Below are 20,316 nucleotides of genomic sequence, written 5' to 3' on the forward strand. Positions count from 1 at the left end.
ATGGGACCTCTTCGATCACGGTCTCGGGGTTCCGTCGGCGTATGGGCGACGTACGGGCGACGTATGCACTGCGTATAGGCGGCGCAATGCCGTACGGCGGGGTGCGGGTTCGTCAGGCTGATTTCGAACGCTTACGATCCTCTGCGTGTCCAAACTGACCGACGTGCCCAAACGGATCCTGATCGGCCGGGCGCTACGCAGCGACCGCCTCGGAGAAACCCTCCTGCCCAAGCGGATCGCCCTTCCCGTCTTCGCCTCCGACCCGCTCTCGTCCGTGGCATATGCCCCTGGCGAGGTCCTGCTGGTCCTGTCGATCGCGGGCGTGTCGGCGTACCAGTACAGCCCCTGGATCGCGCTCGCGGTCGTCGTGCTGATGTTCACCGTCGTCGCGTCCTACCGCCAGAACGTCCATGCCTACCCGAGCGGTGGCGGCGACTACGAGGTGGCCAACACCAACCTCGGACCCAGGGCCGGCCTCACCGTCGCGAGCGCCCTGCTCGTCGACTACGTCCTGACCGTCGCCGTGTCGATCTCCTCCGGAGTCGAGAACCTCGGCTCCGCCGTGCACTTCGTCATCGAGCACAAGGTGCTCTCGGCGACCGTCATGATCCTTCTGCTCACGCTGATGAACCTGCGCGGTGTGAAGGAATCCGGCAAGCTCTTCGCGATCCCGACCTATGTCTTCGTCGCCGCCGTATTCGTCATGATCGGTTGGGGTGCCTGGAAGGGCATCGTCCTCGGCGAGACCCTGACGGCGCCGACCGCCGACCTCGAGATCAAACCCGAGCAACAGGGGCTGGCCGGCTTCGCGATGGTCTTCCTGCTGCTGAGGGCCTTCTCCTCCGGCTGTGCGGCCCTGACCGGCGTCGAGGCCATCAGTAACGGCGTACCCGCCTTCCGCAAGCCGAAGAGCAAGAACGCCGCGTCCACCCTCGCCTACATGGGCGGCCTGGCGGTCACCATGTTCTGCGGGATCATCGGCCTGGCCATGGCCAGCGACGTGCGGATGGCCGAGAACCCCGCCGAGGACCTGCTCAAGGGCGGCGTCCCGGTCGGCCCCGAGTACATCCAGAACCCGGTGATCTCACAGGTGGCCGAGGCCGTCTTCGGAGACGGCAGCTTCTTCTTCATCCTGCTGGCCGCGGCCACCGCGCTGGTGCTGTTCCTGGCCGCGAACACCGCGTACAACGGCTTCCCGCTGCTCGGTTCGATCCTCGCGCAGGACCGCTACCTGCCGCGTCAGCTGCACACCCGGGGCGACCGGCTCGCCTTCTCCAACGGCATCGTGCTCCTCGCCGGCGCGGCCATCCTGCTCGTCTGGATCTACGACGCGGACTCGACCAAGCTGATCCAGCTCTACATCGTCGGCGTGTTCGTCTCCTTCACGCTGAGCCAGATCGGCATGGTCCGGCACTGGAACCGCCACCTGAAGTCGGAGCGCGACGCCGCCGCCCGCCGCCGGATGCACCGCAGCCGGGCCATCAACGCCTTCGGCGCCTTCTTCACCGGCATGGTGCTGGTCATCGTCCTCGCCACCAAGTTCACCCACGGTGCGTGGGTGGCCCTGCTCGGCATGCTGATCTTCTACGGCACGATGAGCGCGATCCGGAAGCACTACGACCGCGTCTCCGCGGAGATCGCCGCCGCCGAGGGCCCCAGCGACGACAGCGTGCGCCCCTCCCGGGTCCACTCGATCGTCCTGGTCTCCAAGGTCCACAAGCCGACGCTGCGGGCCCTGGCCTTCGCCAAGCTGACCCGCTCGGACACCCTGGAAGCGCTCAGCATCAGCGTGGACCCGGCCGAGACCAAGGCGCTGCGCGAGGAGTGGGACCGGCGCGGGATCAACGTCCCGCTCAAGATCCTCGACTCGCCGTACCGGGAGATCACCCGCCCGGTGGTCGAGTACGTCAAGGGCCTGCGCAGCGAGAACCCGCGCGACGCCGTCAGCGTCTACATCCCGGAGTACGTCGTCGGACGCTGGTACGAGCACCTGCTGCACAACCAGAGCGCGCTGCGCCTCAAGGGCCGGCTGCTCTTCACGCCCGGTGTGATGGTCACCTCGGTGCCCTACCAGCTGGAGTCCTCGGAGCTCGCCAAGAAGCGGGCGAAGAAGCGCCAGGACTGGAACGCCCCGGGCGCCGTGCGCCGTGGCCCGGTGGACAGCCCGCGGCCCCCGAAGGAACCCGCCTCGAAGCGCTGAGCCGGTTGGTGAACGGCCGGACGAGATCCACGTAAACTGGTGGGTCGGTCGTCCGGCCGTTCCCCGTTTTCAGGTTTTTGGAGTCTCCCCACCATGACGAGCGCCGAGCAGAACGAGAAGCAGTCACTGGTGGGGGAGGAGTACGAGGTCGAGGTCGGCCCCGTCGCGCACGGTGGGCACTGCATCGCCCGTACCGAGGACGGCCGCGTCCTGTTCGTCCGCCACACCCTGCCCGGCGAGAAGGTCGTCGCCAAGGTCACCGAGGGCGACGTCGACTCCCGCTACCTGCGCGCCGACGCGATCACCGTGCTCGACGCCTCCAAGGACCGCGTCGAGGCCCCCTGCCCGTACGCCGGCCCCGGCAAGTGCGGGGGCTGCGACTGGCAGCACGCCAAGCCGGGCGCCCAGCGCCGGCTCAAGGGCGAGGTCGTCGCCGAGCAGCTGAAGCGGCTCGCCGGGCTCACCCCGGAGGAAGCCGGCTGGGACGGCACCGTGATGCCCGCCGAGGGCGACAAGCTGCCGGCCGGTCAGGTGCCGCAGTGGCGCACCCGCGTGCAGTTCGCGATCGACGAGGACGGCCGCGTCGGCCTGCGCAAGCACCGCTCGCACGACATCGAACTGATCGACCACTGCATGATCGCCGCCCCGGGCGTCTCGGAACTCGGCATCGAGCAGCAGGACTGGCCGCAGATGGCCACGGTGGAGGCCATCGCCGCGACCGGCTCCCAGGACCGCCAGGTCGTCCTCACCCCGCGCCCGGGCGGCCGTCTCCCGCTCGTCGAACTGGACAAGCCGGTCTCGGTCCTGCGGGTCGAGGAGAAGGACGGCGGCGTGCACCGCGTCCACGGCCGCCCCTTCGTACGGGAGCGCGCGGACGGCCGTACGTACCGCGTGGGCATGGGCGGCTTCTGGCAGGTCCACCCGCAGGCGGCCGACACCCTGATCAAGGCCGTCATGCAGGGCCTGATGCCGCGCAAGGGCGAGATGGCCCTCGACCTGTACTGCGGCGTCGGCATCTTCGCGGGCGCGCTCGCGGAGCGCCTCGGCGACACGGGCGCGGTGCTCGGCATCGAGTCGACGAAGCGCGCGGTCGAGGACGCCCGGCACAACCTGGCGGACTTCCCGCGGGTCCGCGTGGAGCAGGGCAAGGTCGAGCAGATCCTCCCGAAGACCGGGATCACGGAGTGCGACCTGGTCGTCCTGGACCCGCCCCGCGCGGGCGCCGGCAAGCAGACGGTCCGCCACATCGCGGGCCTCTCGGCCCGCCGCGTCGCGTACGTGGCGTGCGACCCGGCAGCCCTGGCCCGCGACCTGGGCTACTTCAAGGAAGCCGGCTACCGAGTCCGCACCCTCCGCGTCTTCGACCTCTTCCCGATGACCCACCACGTGGAGTGCGTCGCCATCCTGGAGCCGATCGCGAAGGGCTGACGAGCGGGTTGGGCAGTCGGGATCGGAAACGGGTTGTTCTAGATGTGCGCGCCGACATCGAGGCATACGCGCGATGAGCGCCAGGGGCTTCTCACCGTTTCCGTCACACATGAGGGTCATGGCGAACAGGAACTCGTGCATGCCGCCTGGACTTCGGCCCGCCGCCCCGGGGCACTGAACTCCTCGATCCGGCTGCCCCGTTGCTGAAGCTGCTGGTGGACGGGGCGCCGGCCCCGGGCAAGATCGTCGTACGCTGACCGGGCTCAGACCAAACGGAGGACGAAGGTGCGAGGACGACAGAAGATCACCGTCGTCACGGGCGGCAGCAGGGGCATCGGGGCCGCGATCTGCCGGCGGCTGGCGGCCGAGGGCCATGACGTGGTGGTCGGCTACCGGTCGAACGAAGCGGCCGCCCGCGCCGTCGCGGCCGATGTGGAGGCGACCGGCCAACGGGCCCTGGCCGTGGCCGTGGACACCGCCGACGAGGACGGCGTCGCCGCGCTCTTCGAGGCCGCGGCCGTGCTCGGGCCGGTCACCGGCCTGGTGAACAACGCGGGAGTGAGCGGCCCCAACGGGCGCCTCGCCGATGCCGACCCCGCCGGCATGCGGGAGGCTCTGGACGTCAACCTGTTCGGCTACCTGCTCTGCGCACGCCAGGCCGTCCGTGCGATGAGCGCCACCGGCGGCGGCTGCGTCGTCAACGTCTCCTCGGCCGCCGCGACGCTCGGCTCCCCGGGGCAGTACGTGCACTACGCCGCCGCGAAGGCCGCGGTCGACGCCCTCACGGTGGGCCTGTCGAAGGAAGTCGCCGCCGACGGCATCCGGGTCAACTGCGTGGCCCCGGGCACGGTGTGGACGGAATTCCACGAGGACCCGCAGCGGCCCGCCAAGGTCGCGGAGAACATTCCGATGGGGCGGGCGGGCCGGCCGGACGAGATCGCCGGAGCCGTCGCGTGGCTGCTGTCCGACGATGCCGGGTATGCCACGGGAGCCGTGCTGCGGGTCGCCGGAGGCCTGTAGCACGTCGAACTGCTTTCCTTCCCCTGAGCGTCGGCTGAGCATGCGCTCGTCTCCTGTGGACGGGCTCTTCTCGCTGTCCGTGTCCGGTGGCCCGACGTGCGCCGTGACTGGGGACATAGTGCGGCAAATGGTGGGCGGCGGCGGCAACGTGGCGCCTGCGGAGAACCGGCACGCAGCCTGATGCGCGGCTAAACGCGCAATTAAATCCGGGCCGGCGGGTCCGGCCAACTTTGGCGGGGAAGTTACCTATGCGATCTTCCCGGCCGGTGTGGGCTGTGCGGCCCGGCCGCGGTCCCGTGCGACGCGGGGGGTAGATGTACCCTGAATATACCGATTCACCCCTTCGTCGTGTGTGGATTATACCGACGTGGTCGCCCTGTGGGAGCGGTTTACGAACCGACTGAAAGTTGACGACCGCCCTTCGGTCTGCCGATGATCGAACCGCTGTGCGGCTTCACGGGATCGGGGCGTAAATTGCGCTGTGATTGCGGCGGGGCTGCGGAGCGTGACAGTGTCTAGTTTCAGGGGGACTGATCGCGTGAAGATACAGATTCTAGGTCCGCTCGAAGTGAAAACGGATCTGGGCGAGGAGGTCACGCCTCGGCCATTCAAGCTCCGTTCGCTGCTCGCCGCCCTGTGCGTGAGTTCCGGCCGGCCGGTCACCGCGCCGCACCTCATCAACGTCCTGTGGTCGGGCGAGCCGCCGCGTACGGCGGCCACCGCCCTTCAGGTCTACGTGTCCAAGCTGCGCAAGCATTTCCAGACCTCTGGGATCGACCCGAGCATCCTCAGGACGATGCCGGCCGGTTACATGCTCCGCCCCGCCGGCCATGCGATGGACTGCGATGACTTCAATGCGCTGGTGTCGAAAGCCCGGACTTCCGTGGGATTCGGCCGAAAGGAACAAGCGGCGGGTGAATTCTCCGCGGCGCTTTCCCTCTGGAACGGTCCGGCGCTGGCGGACCTCCGAGAGGTACCCGCCCTGCGGGACTATGCCCGGCAAATGGACGAGCGGCGAAATTCGGTATACGAGCAGTGGCTCGAACTGGAAATCAGTCTGGGGCGCCACTCGATGCTCACCGGCGAGTTGTACGGCCTCATCGCCGACAAACCGATCCGGGAGAACCTCTACTACCTCCTCATCATCGCCCTCTACCGCAGCGGCCGGATCTCCGAATGCCTCGACGTCTACAACCGCTTCCGCCACAGCCTGGTCGAGGAACTGGGCATGGAACCCAGCCCGCGGCTGCAGGCCCTGCATCACGCCGTGCTGGCCCGCGAGCCGTGGCTGGAGCCCTCCGCCGCGCCGCTGCTGGCGGCGGCCTGTGCGCCGTCGCCGTGACGCTTCCTCAGTCCGCCGCGCCGGGACGCTCCGGCTCCGGCCCGTGCAGCAGGGCGGACAGATGCGCGCCGGCCTCGGCCGCCGCCCGCTCGGCGTCCCCGGCCCGCACCGCTTCGAGGAGCCTGCGGTGGGAGGCGAGACCGGACCCGGCGCCGCACGGGTCCACGCACGTGATCACGCTGGCCAGCACGGCCTCGTAGAAGCCCCGGTACAGAGCGGCGAGAACGCCGTTCCCGGTGTACTCCACCAGTGCCGTGTGGAACTCGGTGTCCTCCTGCGGCACGGCCTCCCAGCGCCCCGCGCGCGCCGCCGCCTCGCACGCCGAGAGGCGGGCCTCCAGAGCGCGCAGGCCGTCCTCGTCCCCCACGTGGGCCGCGAGCCGCGCCGCCTCGACCTCCAGCCCGCGCCGCACCTGGAGCACGTCGCGCAGCTCGGTCGTGCGCAGGCGGCCCAGCGCACCGGACAGCTCGCTGGTGGCCCGGACGTACGTGCCCCTGCCCTGCCGGACGTGCAGGAGCCCGGAGTGCGACAGCGCCCGGACCGCCTCGCGCACGGTGTTGCGCGCCACCCGGAGTTCGTCGGACAGCTCGGTCTCGGTGGGAACGCGGTGCCCGACCGGCCAGGCACCGGTGGTGATCTGCTGCCGCATGTGCTCGATCACCTGGTCCACCAGGAGCGCGCGGCGGACCGTCATCACGACGAAAGCCTCGTCAGGAGCTCGGAATTCAGCATGGAGAGGAAGGACTCCGCATTGTCCCGGAGGAAGAAGTGCCCGCCCTCGATCTCGTGATACCGGAAGTCCGCGGTGGTCTGCTCGGCCCAGGCGCGGACGTGCTCGACCGGCGCGAGCGCGTCCCCGGGGCTGGTGAAGGCGGTGAGCGGGCAGGACAGCGGGGCCGCGGCACGGTACCGGTAGGTGTCCACCACCGTCAGGTCGGCGCGCAGGGTCCGCACGACCATCGTGCGCAGCTGCTGGTCCTCGAAGACCCAGGCCGGTGTGCCGTGCATGTCCATGACCCGCTGGACGAACTCCTCCTCGGGAAGGTGGTGGATGGCCGGCCACGGCGGCGGGATCTGCGCCGCGCCGCGGCCCGACACGATGACGAACTCGGGTGCCGGGTGGCCTTCGGCGCGCAGCCACCGCGCGGTCTCGAAGGCGAGCAGGCTGCCCATGCTGTGCCCGAAGAGGGCGTAGGGCCGGTCGGTGTGCGCGGCCAGCACGGCGCCGAGACCGGCGACGACGTCGTCGAGGCTGCGCACCGGCTCCTCGCGGAAGCGCTCCTCGCGGCCGGGCAGTTGGACGGCGTTGACCTCCACTCCGGCCGGAAGCCGGTGCGCCCAGCTGCGGTACATCGACGCTCCGCCGCCCGCGTACGGGATGCAGAAGAGCCGCAGCCGGGCGTCGGCGTCGGGCTTGGGGGTGATCAGCCACGGGCTCGTGAGGTTCGTGGTTTCCATGTGCTCTCCGGGACCTTTCGGGGTGGGGCGGTTCAGTGCGAGGAGGGGGCCGGAAGCCGTCCGGCGCAGGCGTCCAGGGCGTCGGCGACCGTACGCGTGTGCCGCACCGCCTCAAGCGACCGTCCCCGTACGAAGCCGCGCGCCCGGGCGGCGTCGAGCCAGTCGAGCAGGCCGCCGAAATGGTCATCGGGGTCGAGCAGGACGAGGGGTTTGTCGTGCACGCCGACCATGCGTTCCGTCCACGCGGTGAAGATCTCGTCGCAGGTGCCGAGGCCGCCCGGCAGCGCGAGCAGGGCGTCGGCCTCCTCGGTCATCCGCTGTTTGCGGGCGCCGAAGCCAGGGGTGACGATCAGCCGGTCGCTGGCGTGGTCGGCGCGGTGCAGCAGCGACTCCGACACGATCCCCACCGTCTGCCCGCCGGCCGCCCGGGCGGCGGTGGCCACCGCGCCCATCATCGAGACGTGCTCGCCGCCGGAGACCAGCGTCCAGCCGCGGGCGGCGACGGCGGTGCCCACCTCTTCCGCCAGCTTCAGGTACCGGGCGTCGACCGAGTCCGAGGCGCTGCAGAACACACACACCGAGAGATTCATGCAAGCCGTCCTGTCCGATCTGTTGTGCGAGGGAGTGGTGGCCGCGTGAAGGCCGTCGTCGACATGAGTGCGGAACTGCCCGAGGACACCGTCCACGTGTGGTGGGGGAGGGTGGGCGACGTGCGTCCGCACCACCGCGAGCTGCTCGACGAGCGGGAGCGGGAACGCCTCGCGGAGATGCGCAGGGACGATGCCGCGGCCCGGTTCGTCATGGGCCGCACCCTGCTCCGGCTGGCCGTGGGCGGGTACACGGGCATCGCGCCCGGCGACGTGCCCGTCGTCGGGGAGTGCGACGGCTGCGGAGGGCCGCACGGCAAACCCCGGGTGGCCGTGGGCGGTTCCGTCGAGGTGTCGCTGTCCCATTCGGGCGAGCACATCGTCCTCGCCGCGGCCCGCGAGACGCCCCTGGGCATCGACGTGGAGAGCGACGACGGAAGCGTCGACCTGCTGCGGCTCGCGCCCCGCGTGCTCTCGCCCGGGGAGCGCCCCGCCTACGAGGAGCTGCCGGAGGCGGCGCGCAGGCGTCGGCTGCTGTCCGTGTGGACCTGCAAGGAGGCGGCGCTGAAGGCGACCGGCGACGGACTGCGGTTCCCCATGCACCGGTTGGGCGTGGCGGATCCGGAGGGCGCGCCGCGTCTCACGCACTGGGAGGGCAGGCCGGGGCCGGCCGCGAGGATGCGGCTGGCCCGGCTCGCCGCGCCCCGCGGCTACACGGCGGTGCTCGCCGTCCTCGGATCGGCCGGCTTCACCGTCCGGCACGGGGACCTCGCGGACCTGTCCGGGGCGGGTACGGATCATCGGCGTGCGGCCCGCTCCGCCGCCACCAGCCGTGCGGCCTCGGCGCGCAGCGCCACCTTGTTCACCTTCCCGACGCCGGCCAGCGGCAGGGACTCCACCGGCACCAGCCGCTCCGGCAGCTTGTAGCGGGCCAGCCCCTTGTCCTCCAGGTGGCGCCGCAGCTCGCGAAGGGTCGGAGCGGCCGGTGCCGGCGGGGGCCCGGCCGCCACCACGAAGAGGCAGACGGCCTCGCCGTACAGGGGATGCGGCATCGCCACCGCGGCGGCGGCGCGGACGCCCGGATGGGTCAGGACCACGGCCTCCAGCTCGTCCGCGGGGATCTTCTCGCCGCCCCGGTTGACGACGTCCTTCACCCGTCCGGCGACCACCAGGTTGCCGCTGGGGTGGAGCCGCACCAGGTCGCCGGTGCGGTAGTGGCCGTCCGCGGTGAAGGAGCGGGCGTTGGTCTCGTCCTCGCCGTAGTAGCCGGCCAGCACGCTCGGTCCCCGGGTGAGGAGTTCACCGGTCTCGCCGGGGCCCACCTCGCGACCGGATTCGTCGACCACGAGGAGTTCGTCGCCGGCGGCCGAGGGACGGCCCTGCGTCTCGTCCACCACCGCGTCCGGGTCGTCGAGCCGGGTGAAGTTCAGCAGGCCCTCGCTCATCCCGTAGACCTGCTGGACCCGGCAGCCCAGTTGCTCGCGCACCCGGCGGGCGGTGGTGGGGTCCAGCCGCGCACCGCCGACCTGGAGCACTCGAAGGCTCGACAGGTCGAACTCGCCCGTCTCGGCGGCCGCGAGCCACTGGAGGAGGACCGCGGGGGCCAGGGCGCAGTGGGTGACCCCTTCGCGCTCGACGAGCGCCAGGGTCCGCCGTGGGTCGTCGGGGGAGTCGAGGACGATCCGGCCGCCGCGGGAGAGGGTGCCGAGGATGCCCGGGTGGCCGAGGACGAAGCTGTGCGACGCCGGCATCACCGCCAGGTAGACGGAGGAGTCGGACAGCCCGGAGACCTCGGCCGCGGAGCGGATCACGTGTCCGAACGCCTCGTGGGGGCGGGGTATCGCCTTCGGCGGGCCGGTGGTGCCGCTGGAGAGAAGGAACAGCGCGTTGTCCCGCGGGCCGGGCGGCTCCGGGGCCTCGTCCGCGGCGTGGAGCGGCCCGCCCGGGGCGTCCACGCCGGGCACCACACCGCCCAGGGTCAGCGAGGTGAGGTCGGCGAGGTCCGCCCGGACGGGCACGCCCTCGCCCGCCGCGGCCCCGTCCGCACGGGTCACGAGCAGCATGCGGATGCCCGGGTGCCGCTCCCGCAGGCGCTCGGCCATCGCCAGGTGGTCGAAGCGGCGTGAGCGCAGCGGCACGGCCATCGCGACCGGCCGGGTGACGCTCAGGACGTGGTCGAGTTCGTGCTCGCGCAGCGCGGGCAGGGCCACCACGGGGGGCGCGCCGAGCCGGATCAGGGCGAGCGTGGTGATCACGTACTCCAGGCCGTTGGGCAGCTGGACGAGGACGGGGTCGCCGCGGCCGATGCCGAGGCGCCGCAGCCGGGAGGCCGCCGCCTCGACGGCGGCGGCGAGTTCGCCGTACGTGAGGCGGTGACCGGCGTCGACGACGGCGCAGCGGTCCGGGTACTCCGGTGCGGAGCCGAGCGCCACGTCGGTGACCAGCCGGGGCTGCCACCATCCGCGGCGGCGGTACTCCTCGGCGCGCTCGCCGGGGACGCGCACGATGCCGTCGGTCACCGGGCCACGCTCCCGGACCCGGCCTCGGACCCGGCCTCGGACCCCGTCCCGGATCCGGCGCCGGCCTCCTGGTCGATCGCGTCGGCCAGTTCCGCCAGGGAGTAGTCGTGCCGGTCCCAGAGGTCGACGTGGCCGCGCAGCCGCTCCTCTATCTCCAGCTCCAGCTGGGCGGTCTCGGTGGAGTCCAGACCGAGACCGGACCGCAGACGGCATCCGGGCGTCAGCTCCTCCTCCTGCACACCCAGTTCCATGAGAATGCTGCGCAGTTCATCGAGAGTCGCGTTCACAGAACCTCCTGGAGAAAGGCTTCTCCGCATGGGATTTTGACGGTAAACCGAGTGCCTGGCGGCCGTGCGTCACGTGGTAAGCCGTCATGCTAGCGCCCTGATCGGTGAAATATTCGTCGGATCTGCGGGAGTTCTGCGGTTCTTTAGTGTTGGATATCCGGTCTGCCAGGCGGATTTTAAGGACGGTTTTAGAACGACCGTTTACTTTGATCTCCTGAGACAAATTGGATCCGCAGGCTTTCGGTTGGAAGGGCTTGAACAGATGACGGCGGAAGCAATTCCCGTGGTGGCCTCGTCCGGAGAGGGTCGGGCGGAGGGCGACCTGACCCCGTACGGAGGGGTGGCGGCCGATGCGGCCTGGCGCGACGAGGTGCTGAGGCTCGCCGAGCAGCACAACGCGGTGATTCTCGCGCACAACTACCAGCTCCCCGAGATCCAGGAAATCGCGCACCACGTGGGCGACTCGCTCGGGCTGAGCCGAATCGCCGCCGAGTGCGATGCCGACACCATCGTCTTCTGTGGTGTCCACTTCATGGCGGAAACGGCCAAGATGCTTGCCCCGGAAAAGCGCGTCATCATTCCGGACGCCCGGGCCGGCTGCTCGCTGGCCGACTCCATCACCGCCGAAGAGCTGCGTGCATGGAAAGCAGAACACCCGGGCGCCGTGGTGGTCTCGTACGTGAACACCACCGCCGAGGTGAAAGCGGAAACCGATATCTGCTGCACCTCCTCCAACGCGGTCGAGGTGGTCGAGTCGATTGCGGCCGACCGTGAGGTCCTCTTCTGCCCGGACCAGTTCCTCGGTGCCCACGTGAAACGGGAAACGGGCCGGGCGAACATGCACATCTGGGCCGGCGAGTGCCATGTGCACGCCGGTATCAACGGGGCCGAGCTGGCCGACCAGGCGGCCGCCAACCCCGGAGCCGAACTCTTCGTCCACCCCGAGTGCGGCTGCGCCACCTCGGCCCTCTACCTCGCCGGCGAGGGCATCGTGCCCCAGGAGCGGGTGAAGATCCTCTCCACGGGCGGGATGCTCGACGCGGCCCGCGAGACCGGGGCGACCTCCGTCCTGGTGGCCACCGAGATCGGCATGCTGCACCAGCTGCGCAAGGCGGCGCCGGAGATCGACTTCCGCGCCGTCAACGAGCGCGCCTCCTGCCGCTACATGAAGATGATCACGCCGGCCGCGCTGCTGCGCGCGCTGCGCGATGGCGCCGACGAAGTGCACGTGGACCCGGAGGTGGCCGCGCGCGGCCGGGCGTCCGTACAGCGGATGATCGCCATCGGCCGGCCGGGCGGTGGCGAATGACCGGTCCGTGCTGGGAAGCCCGCGCGGACCTGGTGGTGGTGGGGACCGGCGTCGCGGGCCTCACCGCCGCCCTCACCGCCGTCGGACTCGGGCTGCGGGTCCTGGTGGTGACCAAGGGCGGCCCCGGCGACGGCAACACCCCGCACGCCCAGGGCGGTGTGGCCGTCGTCCTGCCCGCCGCACACGAGCCCGGGGACACCGTCGAGCGGCACGCCCGGGACACCCGCGTGGCCGGCGCCGGGCTGTGCGAGGAGGACGCGGTCGAGCAGATCGTCACGTACGGTCCGGACGCGGTCGAGCGGCTGCGCCGGACCGGCGCCCGGTTCGACACCGGCGACGACAACGCCCTGGCCCGCACGCGAGAGGGCGGTCACAGCGCCTTCCGCATCCTGCGCGCCGGCGGCGACGCGACAGGCGCCGAGGTCGAACGGGCCCTGCTGGCGGCCTCCCGCGACCACCGCGTCGCCGTACTGACCGGACACACCGCCCTGGACGTGCTGCGCACCCCCGGCGGGGAGGTCGCGGGCCTCGCCGTGCTGGACTCGGCCGCGATACCGGGCCTGATCAGCGCCCCCGCCGTGCTGCTCGCCACGGGCGGTCTCGGACAGCTCTACCAGGCGACCTCCAACGCGGAGGGCGCCACCGGCGACGGACTCGCCCTGGCGCTGCGCGCCGGAGCGGGCCTGGCGGACCTCGAGTTCGTCCAGTTCCATCCGACCGTGCTGTTCACCGGCTCCGGTGCGCGGGGCCGCCGCCCCCTGGTCACCGAGGCCGTCCGGGGCGAGGGCGGCATCCTCGTCGACAGCCGGGGCCGGCGGGTGATGGCCGGCGTGCACCCGCTCGCCGACCTCGCCCCGCGCGACGTGGTGGCCGCCGCCCTCACCCGCCGCATGGCGGAGACGGGAACCGACCACGTCCTGCTGGACGCCACCCACTTCGGGCCGGACGCCTTCCGGCGCCGGTTCCCGACCGTCCACGCCATGTGCGCCGCCGTCGGCGTCGACCCGGCGCGCGAGCCCATACCGGTCGCGCCCGCGGCCCACTTCGCGTGCGGCGGGGTGGTGGCGACCGTCGACGGCCGCACCGACGTGCGCGGGCTGTACGCGGCCGGGGAGGTCGCGCGCACCGGACTGCACGGGGCCAACCGGCTCGCCTCCAACAGCCTGTTGGAAGGGCTCGTCGTGGGGGAGCGGGCGGCGCGGGCCGTCGCGGCCGACCTCCGTGACCGCACCGCGCCGGCTGTGGACGCGGCCCCCTGGCCGAACCGCCCGGCGGCCGTGGCGGACCGTGCCGTCCTGCAACGGGCGATGAGCGGCCACGCGGGCATCGGCCGCACCGCGGCCGGCCTGGCGGAGGCCGCACGCGTCATCGCCGCCGACGCCCGCCACCGGCCGCTCGACACGACCTCGGCGGTCGAGGACGCGGCGCTCACCCTGGTGGCCGAGGCCCTCCTCGGCGCCGCGGCCGAGCGCCGCGAGACGCGCGGCTGCCACGTGCGCACCGACTTCCCCGGCACCGACGACATCACCTGGGGCCGCTCGACGACCGTCCGTCTCGACGCGGCCACCGGCCGTCCGTCCGTCCACCGTCCCGTTCCCGTCGGAGGAGCCGCATGATCGCCGAGGCCTGGTCGTCCGCGACCGACGAACGCCTGCGCGCCGCCGGCATCGACACCGAGGACGCCCGCCGCGTCGTCGGCGAGGCGCTCCGGGAGGACCTCCGCTACGGCGCCGACGCCACCACCGACGCCACCGTGCCCGCCGACGCCGTCACCGAGGCCGTCGTCGCCTCCCGCCGGCCGGGCGTGCTGGCCGGCACACCGGTGGCGCTGGCCGTGCTCGACCTCGTCACCGGGGGACGGTTCGAGGTCACCGAGTACCGCGCGGACGGCGACCGGATCGGCCCGGGCGAGGTGGTGCTCCGGCTGACCGCGCCCACCCGCGAACTGCTCCACGCCGAGCGCACCATGCTCAACCTCCTGTGCCATCTCTCCGGCATCGCCACCCTCACGGCCCGGTGGAACGACGCACTGGCGGGCACCGGCTGCACGGTCCGCGACAGCCGCAAGACCCTGCCGGGGCTGCGCCTGCTGGAGAAGTACGCGGTGCGCCGCGGCGGCGGCGAGAACCACCGCTTCGGCCTCGGCGACGCGGTCCTGATCAAGGACAACCACATCGTCGCCGCCGGATCGGCCGGCGCCGCGCTGCGGGCCGCCCGCGCCCACGCGGCCGGACTGCCCTGCGAGATCGAGGTGACCACGCTCGCCGAGCTGGACGAGGTCCTGGCCCTCGGCGCCGACGAGGTGATGCTGGACAACTTCGGCGTCGAGGAGTGCGCCGAGGCGGTCCGCCGCCGTGACGCCACCGCGCCCCGCACCCGCCTGGAGGCCTCGGGAGGCCTCACCCTCGACGTCGCCGCCGCCTACGCACGGACCGGCGTCGACCTGCTCGCCGTCGGAGCGCTGACCCACTCGGCGCCCGCCCTGGACCTGGGGCTGGACTTCGCCCCCCGCACAGAAGGAGGAGAGGGGCAGTCATGATCCGACGCGAGACGGCCGCCGCCGCCGACACCGCCGACCGCCCCGCCGACGTTCCCGACCGCCGCATCGCGGTGGTCGGCATCGGCTGCCGGTTCCCCGGCGCCGACGGCCCCGGGGCGTTCTGGCGCAACCTGCGGGACGGCACCGAGAGCGTCACGTTCTTCGACGAGGAGCAGCTGACGGCCGCGGGGGTGCCGCAGGAGCTGCGCGCCGACCCCGACTTCGTCCCGGCGCAGGCCGTGCTGGAGGACGAGTTCGGCTTCGACGCGGGCTTCTTCGGCGTCAACCCCCGTGAGGCGGACATCATGGATCCGCAGCACCGGCTGCTGCTCACGTGCGCCTGGGAAGCCCTGGAGGACAGCGGCCGCCGGCCCGACCAGCCCGGCGGCACCGTCGGCGTCTTCGCCGGCGGCTACCGCAGCGACTACCTCCGGCACGTGCGCACCGACGGGGACGCGGCCGCCGAGTTCGCCCGCGACGTCGCCAACGACAGCGACTACCTGGCCACCCGGATCTCGTACAAGCTCAACCTGACCGGCCCGTCGGTGACCGTGCAGACCGCCTGCTCCACTTCGCTGGTCGCGGTGCACCTCGCCTGCCAGAGCCTGCTCCTCGGCGAGTCCGACACGGCTCTGGCCGGCGGTGCCACGGTCCGCTCGGGCCAACAGCGGGGCTACGTCTTCCAGCGCGGGGGCATCCTCTCCTCCGACGGCCACTGCCGCGCCTTCGACGCCGCCGCCGAGGGCACGGTCATCGGCGACGGCGTGGGCGTCGTCGTGCTGCGCCGGCTGGCGGACGCGATCGCCGACGGGGACCCGATCAGGGCCGTGATCCTCGGCTCGGCCGTCGGCAACGACGGCGCCGACCGCGTCGGTTTCACCGCCCCCGGCGTGCAGGGGCAGGCCGAGGTCGTCCGGACCGCCCTGGAACGCGCCGGGGTCCACCCCCACACCATCGGCTACGTCGAGGCACACGGCAGCGGCACACCGCTCGGCGACCGCATCGAGGTCGACGCGCTCGACCGCGCCTTCCGCGCCGCCGGCTGGCGCGAGGGCGACTGCGCCCTCGGCTCCGTCAAGACGAACATCGGGCACACGCACGCGGCCGCCGGCATCGCCGGTCTGATCAAGACGGTCCTCTCGCTCCAGCACGCCGCGCTGCCGCCGACCCTCCACTTCGAACGGGCCAACCCGCGCATCCGCTTCGCCCGCACCCCCTTCCGGGTCAACCACCGGCTCACCCCCTGGACGGCCGGATCCGGCCCCCTGCGGGCCGGGGTGAGCTCCTTCGGCCTGGGCGGTACGGGCGCGCACGTCGTCCTGGAGCAGGCACCGCAGCCGGTCCCCGCCGCCGAGGACGCCGGTCCCCGTGACCGCCGGTACCTGCTGCCGGTGTCGGCCGGCACCCCGGAAGGCGCCGAACTCGCCGCCGAGCGGCTGGCCGCACACCTCGCGGACCACCCCGGACTGCGGCTCGCCGACGTCGCCCGGACGCTCCAGAACGGCCGGATCCACCTCCCGCACCGGCGGGTCGCCGTCGCCCGCGACCTGGACGAGGCGGTCGCCGCGCTGCGCGGCGCGTCCGCCGACGCCCTCTTCGCCGGCCGGGCGGCGCCGGACGCCCCTCCGGTCGCCCTGCTGCTGACCGGCCTGGGAGACCAGTACCCCCAGATGGGACGTCAGCTCTACGAGAGCGAACCGGTCTTCCGCGCCGAGGTGGACCGCTGCGCGGCCCTGCTGAAGGAGCAGTCCGGCATCGATCTGCCGGCCCTGCTCTACCCCGGGCCCGCTCCCGCCGACGAGCCGGAGCAGGGCACCGACCTGCGCAGGCTGCTCGGCCGCGGGGCCGCCGCGGTCGAGGGGCTCAGCGAGACCGAGGAGGCCCAGCCGGCCCTGTTCGTCGTGGAGTACGCGCTGGCCAGACTGCTGGAGCACCGCGGGGTCCGGCCGGACGCCCTCATCGGCTACAGCCTGGGCGAGTACGTCGCGGCCTGCCTGTCGGGCGTGCTGACCCTGGAGGACGCGCTGCGGCTGGTGGCCGCCCGGGCCGAGCTGATCGGCCGGCTCGCGCCCGGAGCGATGCTCGCGGTGCCGCTGCCCGAGTCGCGGGTCCGCCCGCTGCTCGACGACCGGCTCTCCCTCGCCGCGGTCAACGGGCCGGACCTGTGCGTCCTGTCCGGCGAGCCGGACGCCGTCGCCGCCGTCGAGGCCGACCTCGCCGCCGAGGGCGTGGCCGCCCGCCGGCTCAACGCCTCGCGCGCCTTCCACTCCGTCATGATGGAGCCGATCGTCGAGGAGTTCACGAAGCTCGTCGCCGGCTTCACGCTCAAGCCGCCGGCCATCCCGTACCTGTCCAACGTGACGGGTGACTGGATCACCGACGACGAGGCCACCGATCCCGGCTACTGGGCACGGCACCTCCGCGAGCCCGTCCGGTTCGCCGACGGGGTCCGCGAGCTGTGGTCGGAACCGACCAGGATCCTCCTGGAGGTCGGCCCGGGCTCCACGCTCGGCGGCATCGCCCTGCGCAACCGTCCGGCCGGGGACGCCGCGGCACAGCTGGTGCTCGCCACGCTCCCCCCGTCCTTCGACCGCCGGTCGGCCGCCGGGTTCCTGTACGGCACGATCGGCAAGCTCTGGCTCGCCGGAGTCCCGGTGGAGTGGCCCGCCGTCGACGGGGACCCGGCCAGGATCGCGCTGCCCACCACCCCCTTCGAGCTGCGCGAGCACCGGGTCGCCCCCCACTGGGAGACCCGGCCGGCCGCGCCCGGGGCGCCCGCGCCGGTGCGCAGGGAGAACCTCGCCGAGTGGTTCTCCGTGCCGGGCTGGGAACCCCTGCCGCCGCTGCTCACCGGGCCCGGCACCGCCGACGAGCCCGCCACCTGGCTGGTGTTCCTCGACGACCAGGCGGTCGGCGACCACGTCGTCGCACGACTGACCGAGCAGGGCCACCGCGTGGTGACCGTACGGCCCGGCGACGCGTGGCGGGCCCCGGCCGACGGGCACGGCACCGTACGGCCCGACCGGGCCGAGGACTACGCCGCCCTGCTGCGGGAACTCGACAGGGCCGGCGCCCTGCCACGGCACGTCGTGCACTGCTGGACCGTGACCGGCCCGGGCGACCGCGCGGATGCCGCCGAGCTCCGGTGGCGCGCCTTCGACAGCCTGCTCTTCCTGGCCCAGGCCCTCGGCGGGACCGCCGCCGAGGAGGTGGCCGTCACCGTCGTCTCCGACCAGCTCCACCCGTGGGGCGGCAGCGGGTCGCAGCCGCTCAAGGCCCTGCTGCTGGGCCCCACCCAGGTGTGGCCGCGCGAGTCGGCGGGCGTCGCCTGCCGCAGCGTGGACATCGGCCTCACCGCCCCGGCGGGCCGCCGCGACACGGCCCGGTCGCTCGACGCGCTCGTGGCGCAGCTGCACCAGCCGGTCACCGACACCCAGATCGTGCTGCGCGGCACCGGCCGCTGGCGGCGGGTGTTCCTGCCCGCCCCGATCGACGGCACGGAGCAGGACCACCCCCGGCTGCGCCGAGGCGGCACGTACGTGATCACCGGCGGCCTGGGCGGCATGGCCCTGGAACTGGCCGGTCACCTGGCCCGCACGGCCGGCGCCAACCTCGTGCTGATCGGCCGCCACGGGCTGCCGCCCCGCGAGGACTGGGACGTCCCGGCCGCCGGGACGGGGGCGGACGCCGCGCTCCTCCGGCGCATCGAACGGGTACGGCACCTGGAGGAGCTCGGCAGCCGCGTCGAGGTCGTCCGCGCCGACATCACCGACGGCCCGGCGGTGGCTGCGGCGATGCGCCGGGCCGCGGAACGCTTCGGCACCGTGCACGGCGTCATCCACGCCGCGGGCGTGCCCGGTGGCGGCCTGATGCAGCTCAAGGACCCGGAGGCGGCCGCCGAGGTGCTCGCGCCGAAGGTGAACGGCACGCTCGCACTGCTCGACGCCTGCCGCGAGGTCGCCGACGGCCTGGACTTCGTCCTCCTGTGCTCCTCCCTGCTGTCGGTCACCGGCGGGCTCGGGCAGGTGGACTACTGCGCGGCCAATGCCTTCCTGGACGCCGTGGCCCACCACCACGACGCCCTCGGCGACCTGCCGGTCACGGCGGTCAACTGGGACGCCTGGCGCGAAGTGGGCATGGCCGAGCGCACCGTGGGCGGCGCCGCCGCGGCGGACACCCCCGCGGAGACCGGCCATCCGCTGCTGGGCCGGCGCCTCGTCGCCACCGGGCGGCACGCCGTCCACGCCGCCGAGTTCAGTGCCGACCGCAGCTGGCTCGTCGACGAGCACCGGATGCTGGGTCACCCGGTCGTCCCCGGAACCGGACACCTCGAACTGGTACGGGCGGCGCTGGCCGACCACTCCGGCACGGAGCTGCGGGAACTGTCGGACATCACCTTCTACTCCCCGATCGTGGTGGACGAGGACCGCTCCCGCGAGGTGCGGGTGGTCCTCGACCGCACCGGCGACGACTACACGTTCTCGGTGGTCAGCCGCCACGACGGCAAGGCCGCCTGGCAGCTCAACTCCACCGGCAGCGCGAGCGTCGGAGACCGGGGGACCCCGGCCGGCACGCACCTGGACCTCGCGGCACTGACCGGGCCGAAGGGCCTGCGCCCGCTGGATCCCCCCGTGCACGAGGGCCCGATGGGCTTCGCGGGCCGGTCCCTGTGCCTGGAGCGCATGTACGCCGGCGACGGGGAGTTCCTGGCCCTGCTGGCCCTGCCCGCGGAGTTCGTCCACGAGGTCCCGGAGCTCGCGCTCCATCCCTCCCTCATGGACCTCGCCACCGCCTTCGTCGGTGTCCACGTGGCGAAGGAGTTCCGCATCCCCATCTCCTACGGCCGGATCACGCAGTTCGCACCGCTCACCGCCCGCGTCTACAGCCACCACCGCTACGCCGTGGCCGACGACGCGGGTCTGGAGACCCTCTCCGCCGACGTGACGATCACCGACGAGGAAGGCCGCGTACTGGTCACCGTCGAGGGGTTCACCCTGAAGCGGACCGGCGACCTCACCGACCGGCTGGCGGGCCTGCGCGCCGGAACGTCCGACGAGATCGTCCGCTACCGCTTCCCCCAGGCGGAGCAGGAGCGCGAGGCACCCGGCGTCGCCTTCCTGAGGCAGCAGCTGGAGCAGGGCATCCTGCCGGGCGAGGGCGTGGCGGCCTTCGACCGGATCCTGGCGGCGGACCCGGGCCCCCAGGTCGCCGTGTGCACCCAGGACCTCGCCGCCGTCATGGCCCAGGTGCTGACCGAAGGCGCACAGCCGCAGGGGACCACGGCGGGCGGTGCTCCGGCCGGCCCCGCCCATCCCCGGCCGCACCTGATGACGCCGTACGCCGCGCCGCGCGGTGCCACCGAGAGCGCCCTGGCCGCGCTCTGGCAGGACCTGCTGGGCCTGGACCGGGTCGGCGCGCACGACAACTTCTTCGACCTGGGCGGGCATTCCCTGCTGGGCATCCAGCTCGCGGCGCGGCTCCGCACCGACCTGGGCGCGGACGTGGCCGTCGGCACCGTGTTCAACGCGCTCACGGTCGCCGAGCTCGCCACGGTCGTGGACCGGACGAGGGCGGAGGCCCGGTGACGGCCGGCCGGCCGGCGGCCCCTCCGGGGAGCGAACGCAACG

General features: G+C 72.9%; 13 protein-coding genes and 1 pseudogene. 9 read left to right on the plus strand and 5 right to left on the minus strand.

Annotated features, from left to right (window positions below; translation table 11 throughout):
- Nucleotides 1-145: 145 nt before the first annotated feature.
- The 4 genes from ACFYZ4_RS17590 to ACFYZ4_RS17605 all read left to right on the plus strand — a co-directional run bounded on the left by ACFYZ4_RS17590 (nucleotide 146) and on the right by ACFYZ4_RS17605 (nucleotide 5,990).
- Nucleotides 146-2,200: an APC family permease gene (locus ACFYZ4_RS17590; RefSeq protein ID WP_390784277.1), complete on the plus strand. Its 2,055-nt coding sequence runs from the start codon at nucleotides 146-148 to the stop codon at nucleotides 2,198-2,200.
- 93 nt (nucleotides 2,201-2,293) lie between these two features.
- Nucleotides 2,294-3,628: a class I SAM-dependent RNA methyltransferase gene (locus ACFYZ4_RS17595; protein WP_390784278.1), complete on the plus strand. Its 1,335-nt coding sequence runs from the start codon at nucleotides 2,294-2,296 to the stop codon at nucleotides 3,626-3,628.
- 285 nt (nucleotides 3,629-3,913) lie between these two features.
- Complete coding sequence (locus ACFYZ4_RS17600) at nucleotides 3,914-4,648, plus strand: SDR family NAD(P)-dependent oxidoreductase (RefSeq protein WP_384342215.1); 735 nt, start codon at nucleotides 3,914-3,916, stop codon at nucleotides 4,646-4,648.
- A gap of 538 nt (nucleotides 4,649-5,186) precedes the next feature.
- The gene (locus ACFYZ4_RS17605) at nucleotides 5,187-5,990 is read left to right on the plus strand and encodes a BTAD domain-containing putative transcriptional regulator (protein ID WP_384342213.1); all 804 of its coding nucleotides are present in this window, start codon (nucleotides 5,187-5,189) and stop codon (nucleotides 5,988-5,990) included.
- 7 nt (nucleotides 5,991-5,997) lie between these two features.
- Here ACFYZ4_RS17605 and ACFYZ4_RS17610 read toward each other — a convergent pair whose 3' ends face one another.
- From ACFYZ4_RS17610 to ACFYZ4_RS17620, 3 genes are read right to left on the minus strand one after another with little or no spacing between them, the layout of a single operon-like run.
- Nucleotides 5,998-6,684 carry a FadR/GntR family transcriptional regulator gene (locus ACFYZ4_RS17610; protein ID WP_384342220.1) on the minus strand — a complete coding sequence of 229 codons (687 nt, stop codon included), beginning with the start codon at nucleotides 6,682-6,684 and terminating at the stop codon, nucleotides 5,998-6,000.
- Nucleotides 6,684-7,448: a thioesterase II family protein gene (locus ACFYZ4_RS17615; RefSeq protein ID WP_390784279.1), complete on the minus strand. Its 765-nt coding sequence runs from the start codon at nucleotides 7,446-7,448 to the stop codon at nucleotides 6,684-6,686. Before ACFYZ4_RS17615 ends, ACFYZ4_RS17610 begins: the two co-directional genes overlap by 1 nt.
- A 32-nt stretch (nucleotides 7,449-7,480) precedes the next feature.
- Nucleotides 7,481-8,038, minus strand: a complete 558-nt coding sequence (locus ACFYZ4_RS17620) for a TIGR00730 family Rossman fold protein (protein ID WP_384342209.1) — start codon at nucleotides 8,036-8,038, stop codon at nucleotides 7,481-7,483.
- Nucleotides 8,039-8,248: 210 nt separating this feature from the next.
- On the opposite strand from ACFYZ4_RS17620, the pseudogene ACFYZ4_RS17625 reads away from it, so the two are divergent.
- Nucleotides 8,249-8,680, plus strand: a pseudogene (locus tag ACFYZ4_RS17625) (4'-phosphopantetheinyl transferase family protein); the annotation flags it as partial.
- Nucleotides 8,681-8,832: 152 nt separating this feature from the next.
- Here the strand turns inward: ACFYZ4_RS17625 and ACFYZ4_RS17630 are convergent.
- Together ACFYZ4_RS17630 and ACFYZ4_RS17635 are read right to left on the minus strand one after the other, a co-directional pair.
- Nucleotides 8,833-10,554, minus strand: coding sequence for a (2,3-dihydroxybenzoyl)adenylate synthase (locus ACFYZ4_RS17630; RefSeq protein WP_390784280.1), 1,722 nt, complete (start codon nucleotides 10,552-10,554; stop codon nucleotides 8,833-8,835).
- Nucleotides 10,551-10,841, minus strand: a complete 291-nt coding sequence (locus ACFYZ4_RS17635; RefSeq protein ID WP_384342206.1) for an acyl carrier protein — start codon at nucleotides 10,839-10,841, stop codon at nucleotides 10,551-10,553. The genes ACFYZ4_RS17630 and ACFYZ4_RS17635 overlap by 4 nt, the downstream gene beginning before the upstream one ends.
- A gap of 262 nt (nucleotides 10,842-11,103) precedes the next feature.
- On the opposite strand from ACFYZ4_RS17635, the gene nadA reads away from it, so the two are divergent.
- The 4 genes from nadA to ACFYZ4_RS17655 are packed head-to-tail and all read left to right on the plus strand — an operon-like array spanning nucleotide 11,104 to nucleotide 20,274.
- On the plus strand, nucleotides 11,104-12,150 hold the full coding sequence (gene nadA, locus ACFYZ4_RS17640) for a quinolinate synthase NadA (protein WP_384342205.1): 1,047 nt from the start codon (nucleotides 11,104-11,106) through the stop codon (nucleotides 12,148-12,150).
- Nucleotides 12,147-13,766 carry an L-aspartate oxidase gene (locus tag ACFYZ4_RS17645; protein ID WP_384342204.1) on the plus strand — a complete coding sequence of 540 codons (1,620 nt, stop codon included), beginning with the start codon at nucleotides 12,147-12,149 and terminating at the stop codon, nucleotides 13,764-13,766. Before nadA ends, ACFYZ4_RS17645 begins: the two co-directional genes overlap by 4 nt.
- The gene (gene nadC / locus ACFYZ4_RS17650) at nucleotides 13,763-14,689 is read left to right on the plus strand and encodes a carboxylating nicotinate-nucleotide diphosphorylase (protein WP_390784281.1); all 927 of its coding nucleotides are present in this window, start codon (nucleotides 13,763-13,765) and stop codon (nucleotides 14,687-14,689) included. The genes ACFYZ4_RS17645 and nadC overlap by 4 nt, the downstream gene beginning before the upstream one ends.
- Nucleotides 14,686-20,274, plus strand: a complete 5,589-nt coding sequence (locus ACFYZ4_RS17655; protein WP_390784282.1) for an SDR family NAD(P)-dependent oxidoreductase — start codon at nucleotides 14,686-14,688, stop codon at nucleotides 20,272-20,274. Before nadC ends, ACFYZ4_RS17655 begins: the two co-directional genes overlap by 4 nt.
- The last annotated feature ends 42 nt before the right edge of the window (nucleotides 20,275-20,316 follow it).

The sequence above is a fragment of the Streptomyces sp. NPDC001513 genome, assembly GCF_042894695.1.
Lineage (GTDB): Bacteria > Actinomycetota > Actinomycetes > Streptomycetales > Streptomycetaceae > Streptomyces.

Bases quoted from the DNA above. Each gene is read 5' to 3' on its own strand.
- ACFYZ4_RS17595 (WP_390784278.1), top strand. From the start codon at position 2,294: ATGACGAGCGCCGAGCAGAACGAGAAGCAGTCACTGGTGGGGGAGGAG.
- ACFYZ4_RS17610 (WP_384342220.1), bottom strand. From the start codon at position 6,684: ATGACGGTCCGCCGCGCGCTCCTGGTGGACCAGGTGATCGAGCACATG.
- ACFYZ4_RS17615 (WP_390784279.1), bottom strand. From the start codon at position 7,448: ATGGAAACCACGAACCTCACGAGCCCGTGGCTGATCACCCCCAAGCCC.
- ACFYZ4_RS17620 (WP_384342209.1), bottom strand. From the start codon at position 8,038: ATGAATCTCTCGGTGTGTGTGTTCTGCAGCGCCTCGGACTCGGTCGAC.
- nadA (WP_384342205.1), top strand. From the start codon at position 11,104: ATGACGGCGGAAGCAATTCCCGTGGTGGCCTCGTCCGGAGAGGGTCGG.
- ACFYZ4_RS17645 (WP_384342204.1), top strand. From the start codon at position 12,147: ATGACCGGTCCGTGCTGGGAAGCCCGCGCGGACCTGGTGGTGGTGGGG.
- nadC (WP_390784281.1), top strand. From the start codon at position 13,763: ATGATCGCCGAGGCCTGGTCGTCCGCGACCGACGAACGCCTGCGCGCC.
- ACFYZ4_RS17655 (WP_390784282.1), top strand. From the start codon at position 14,686: ATGATCCGACGCGAGACGGCCGCCGCCGCCGACACCGCCGACCGCCCC.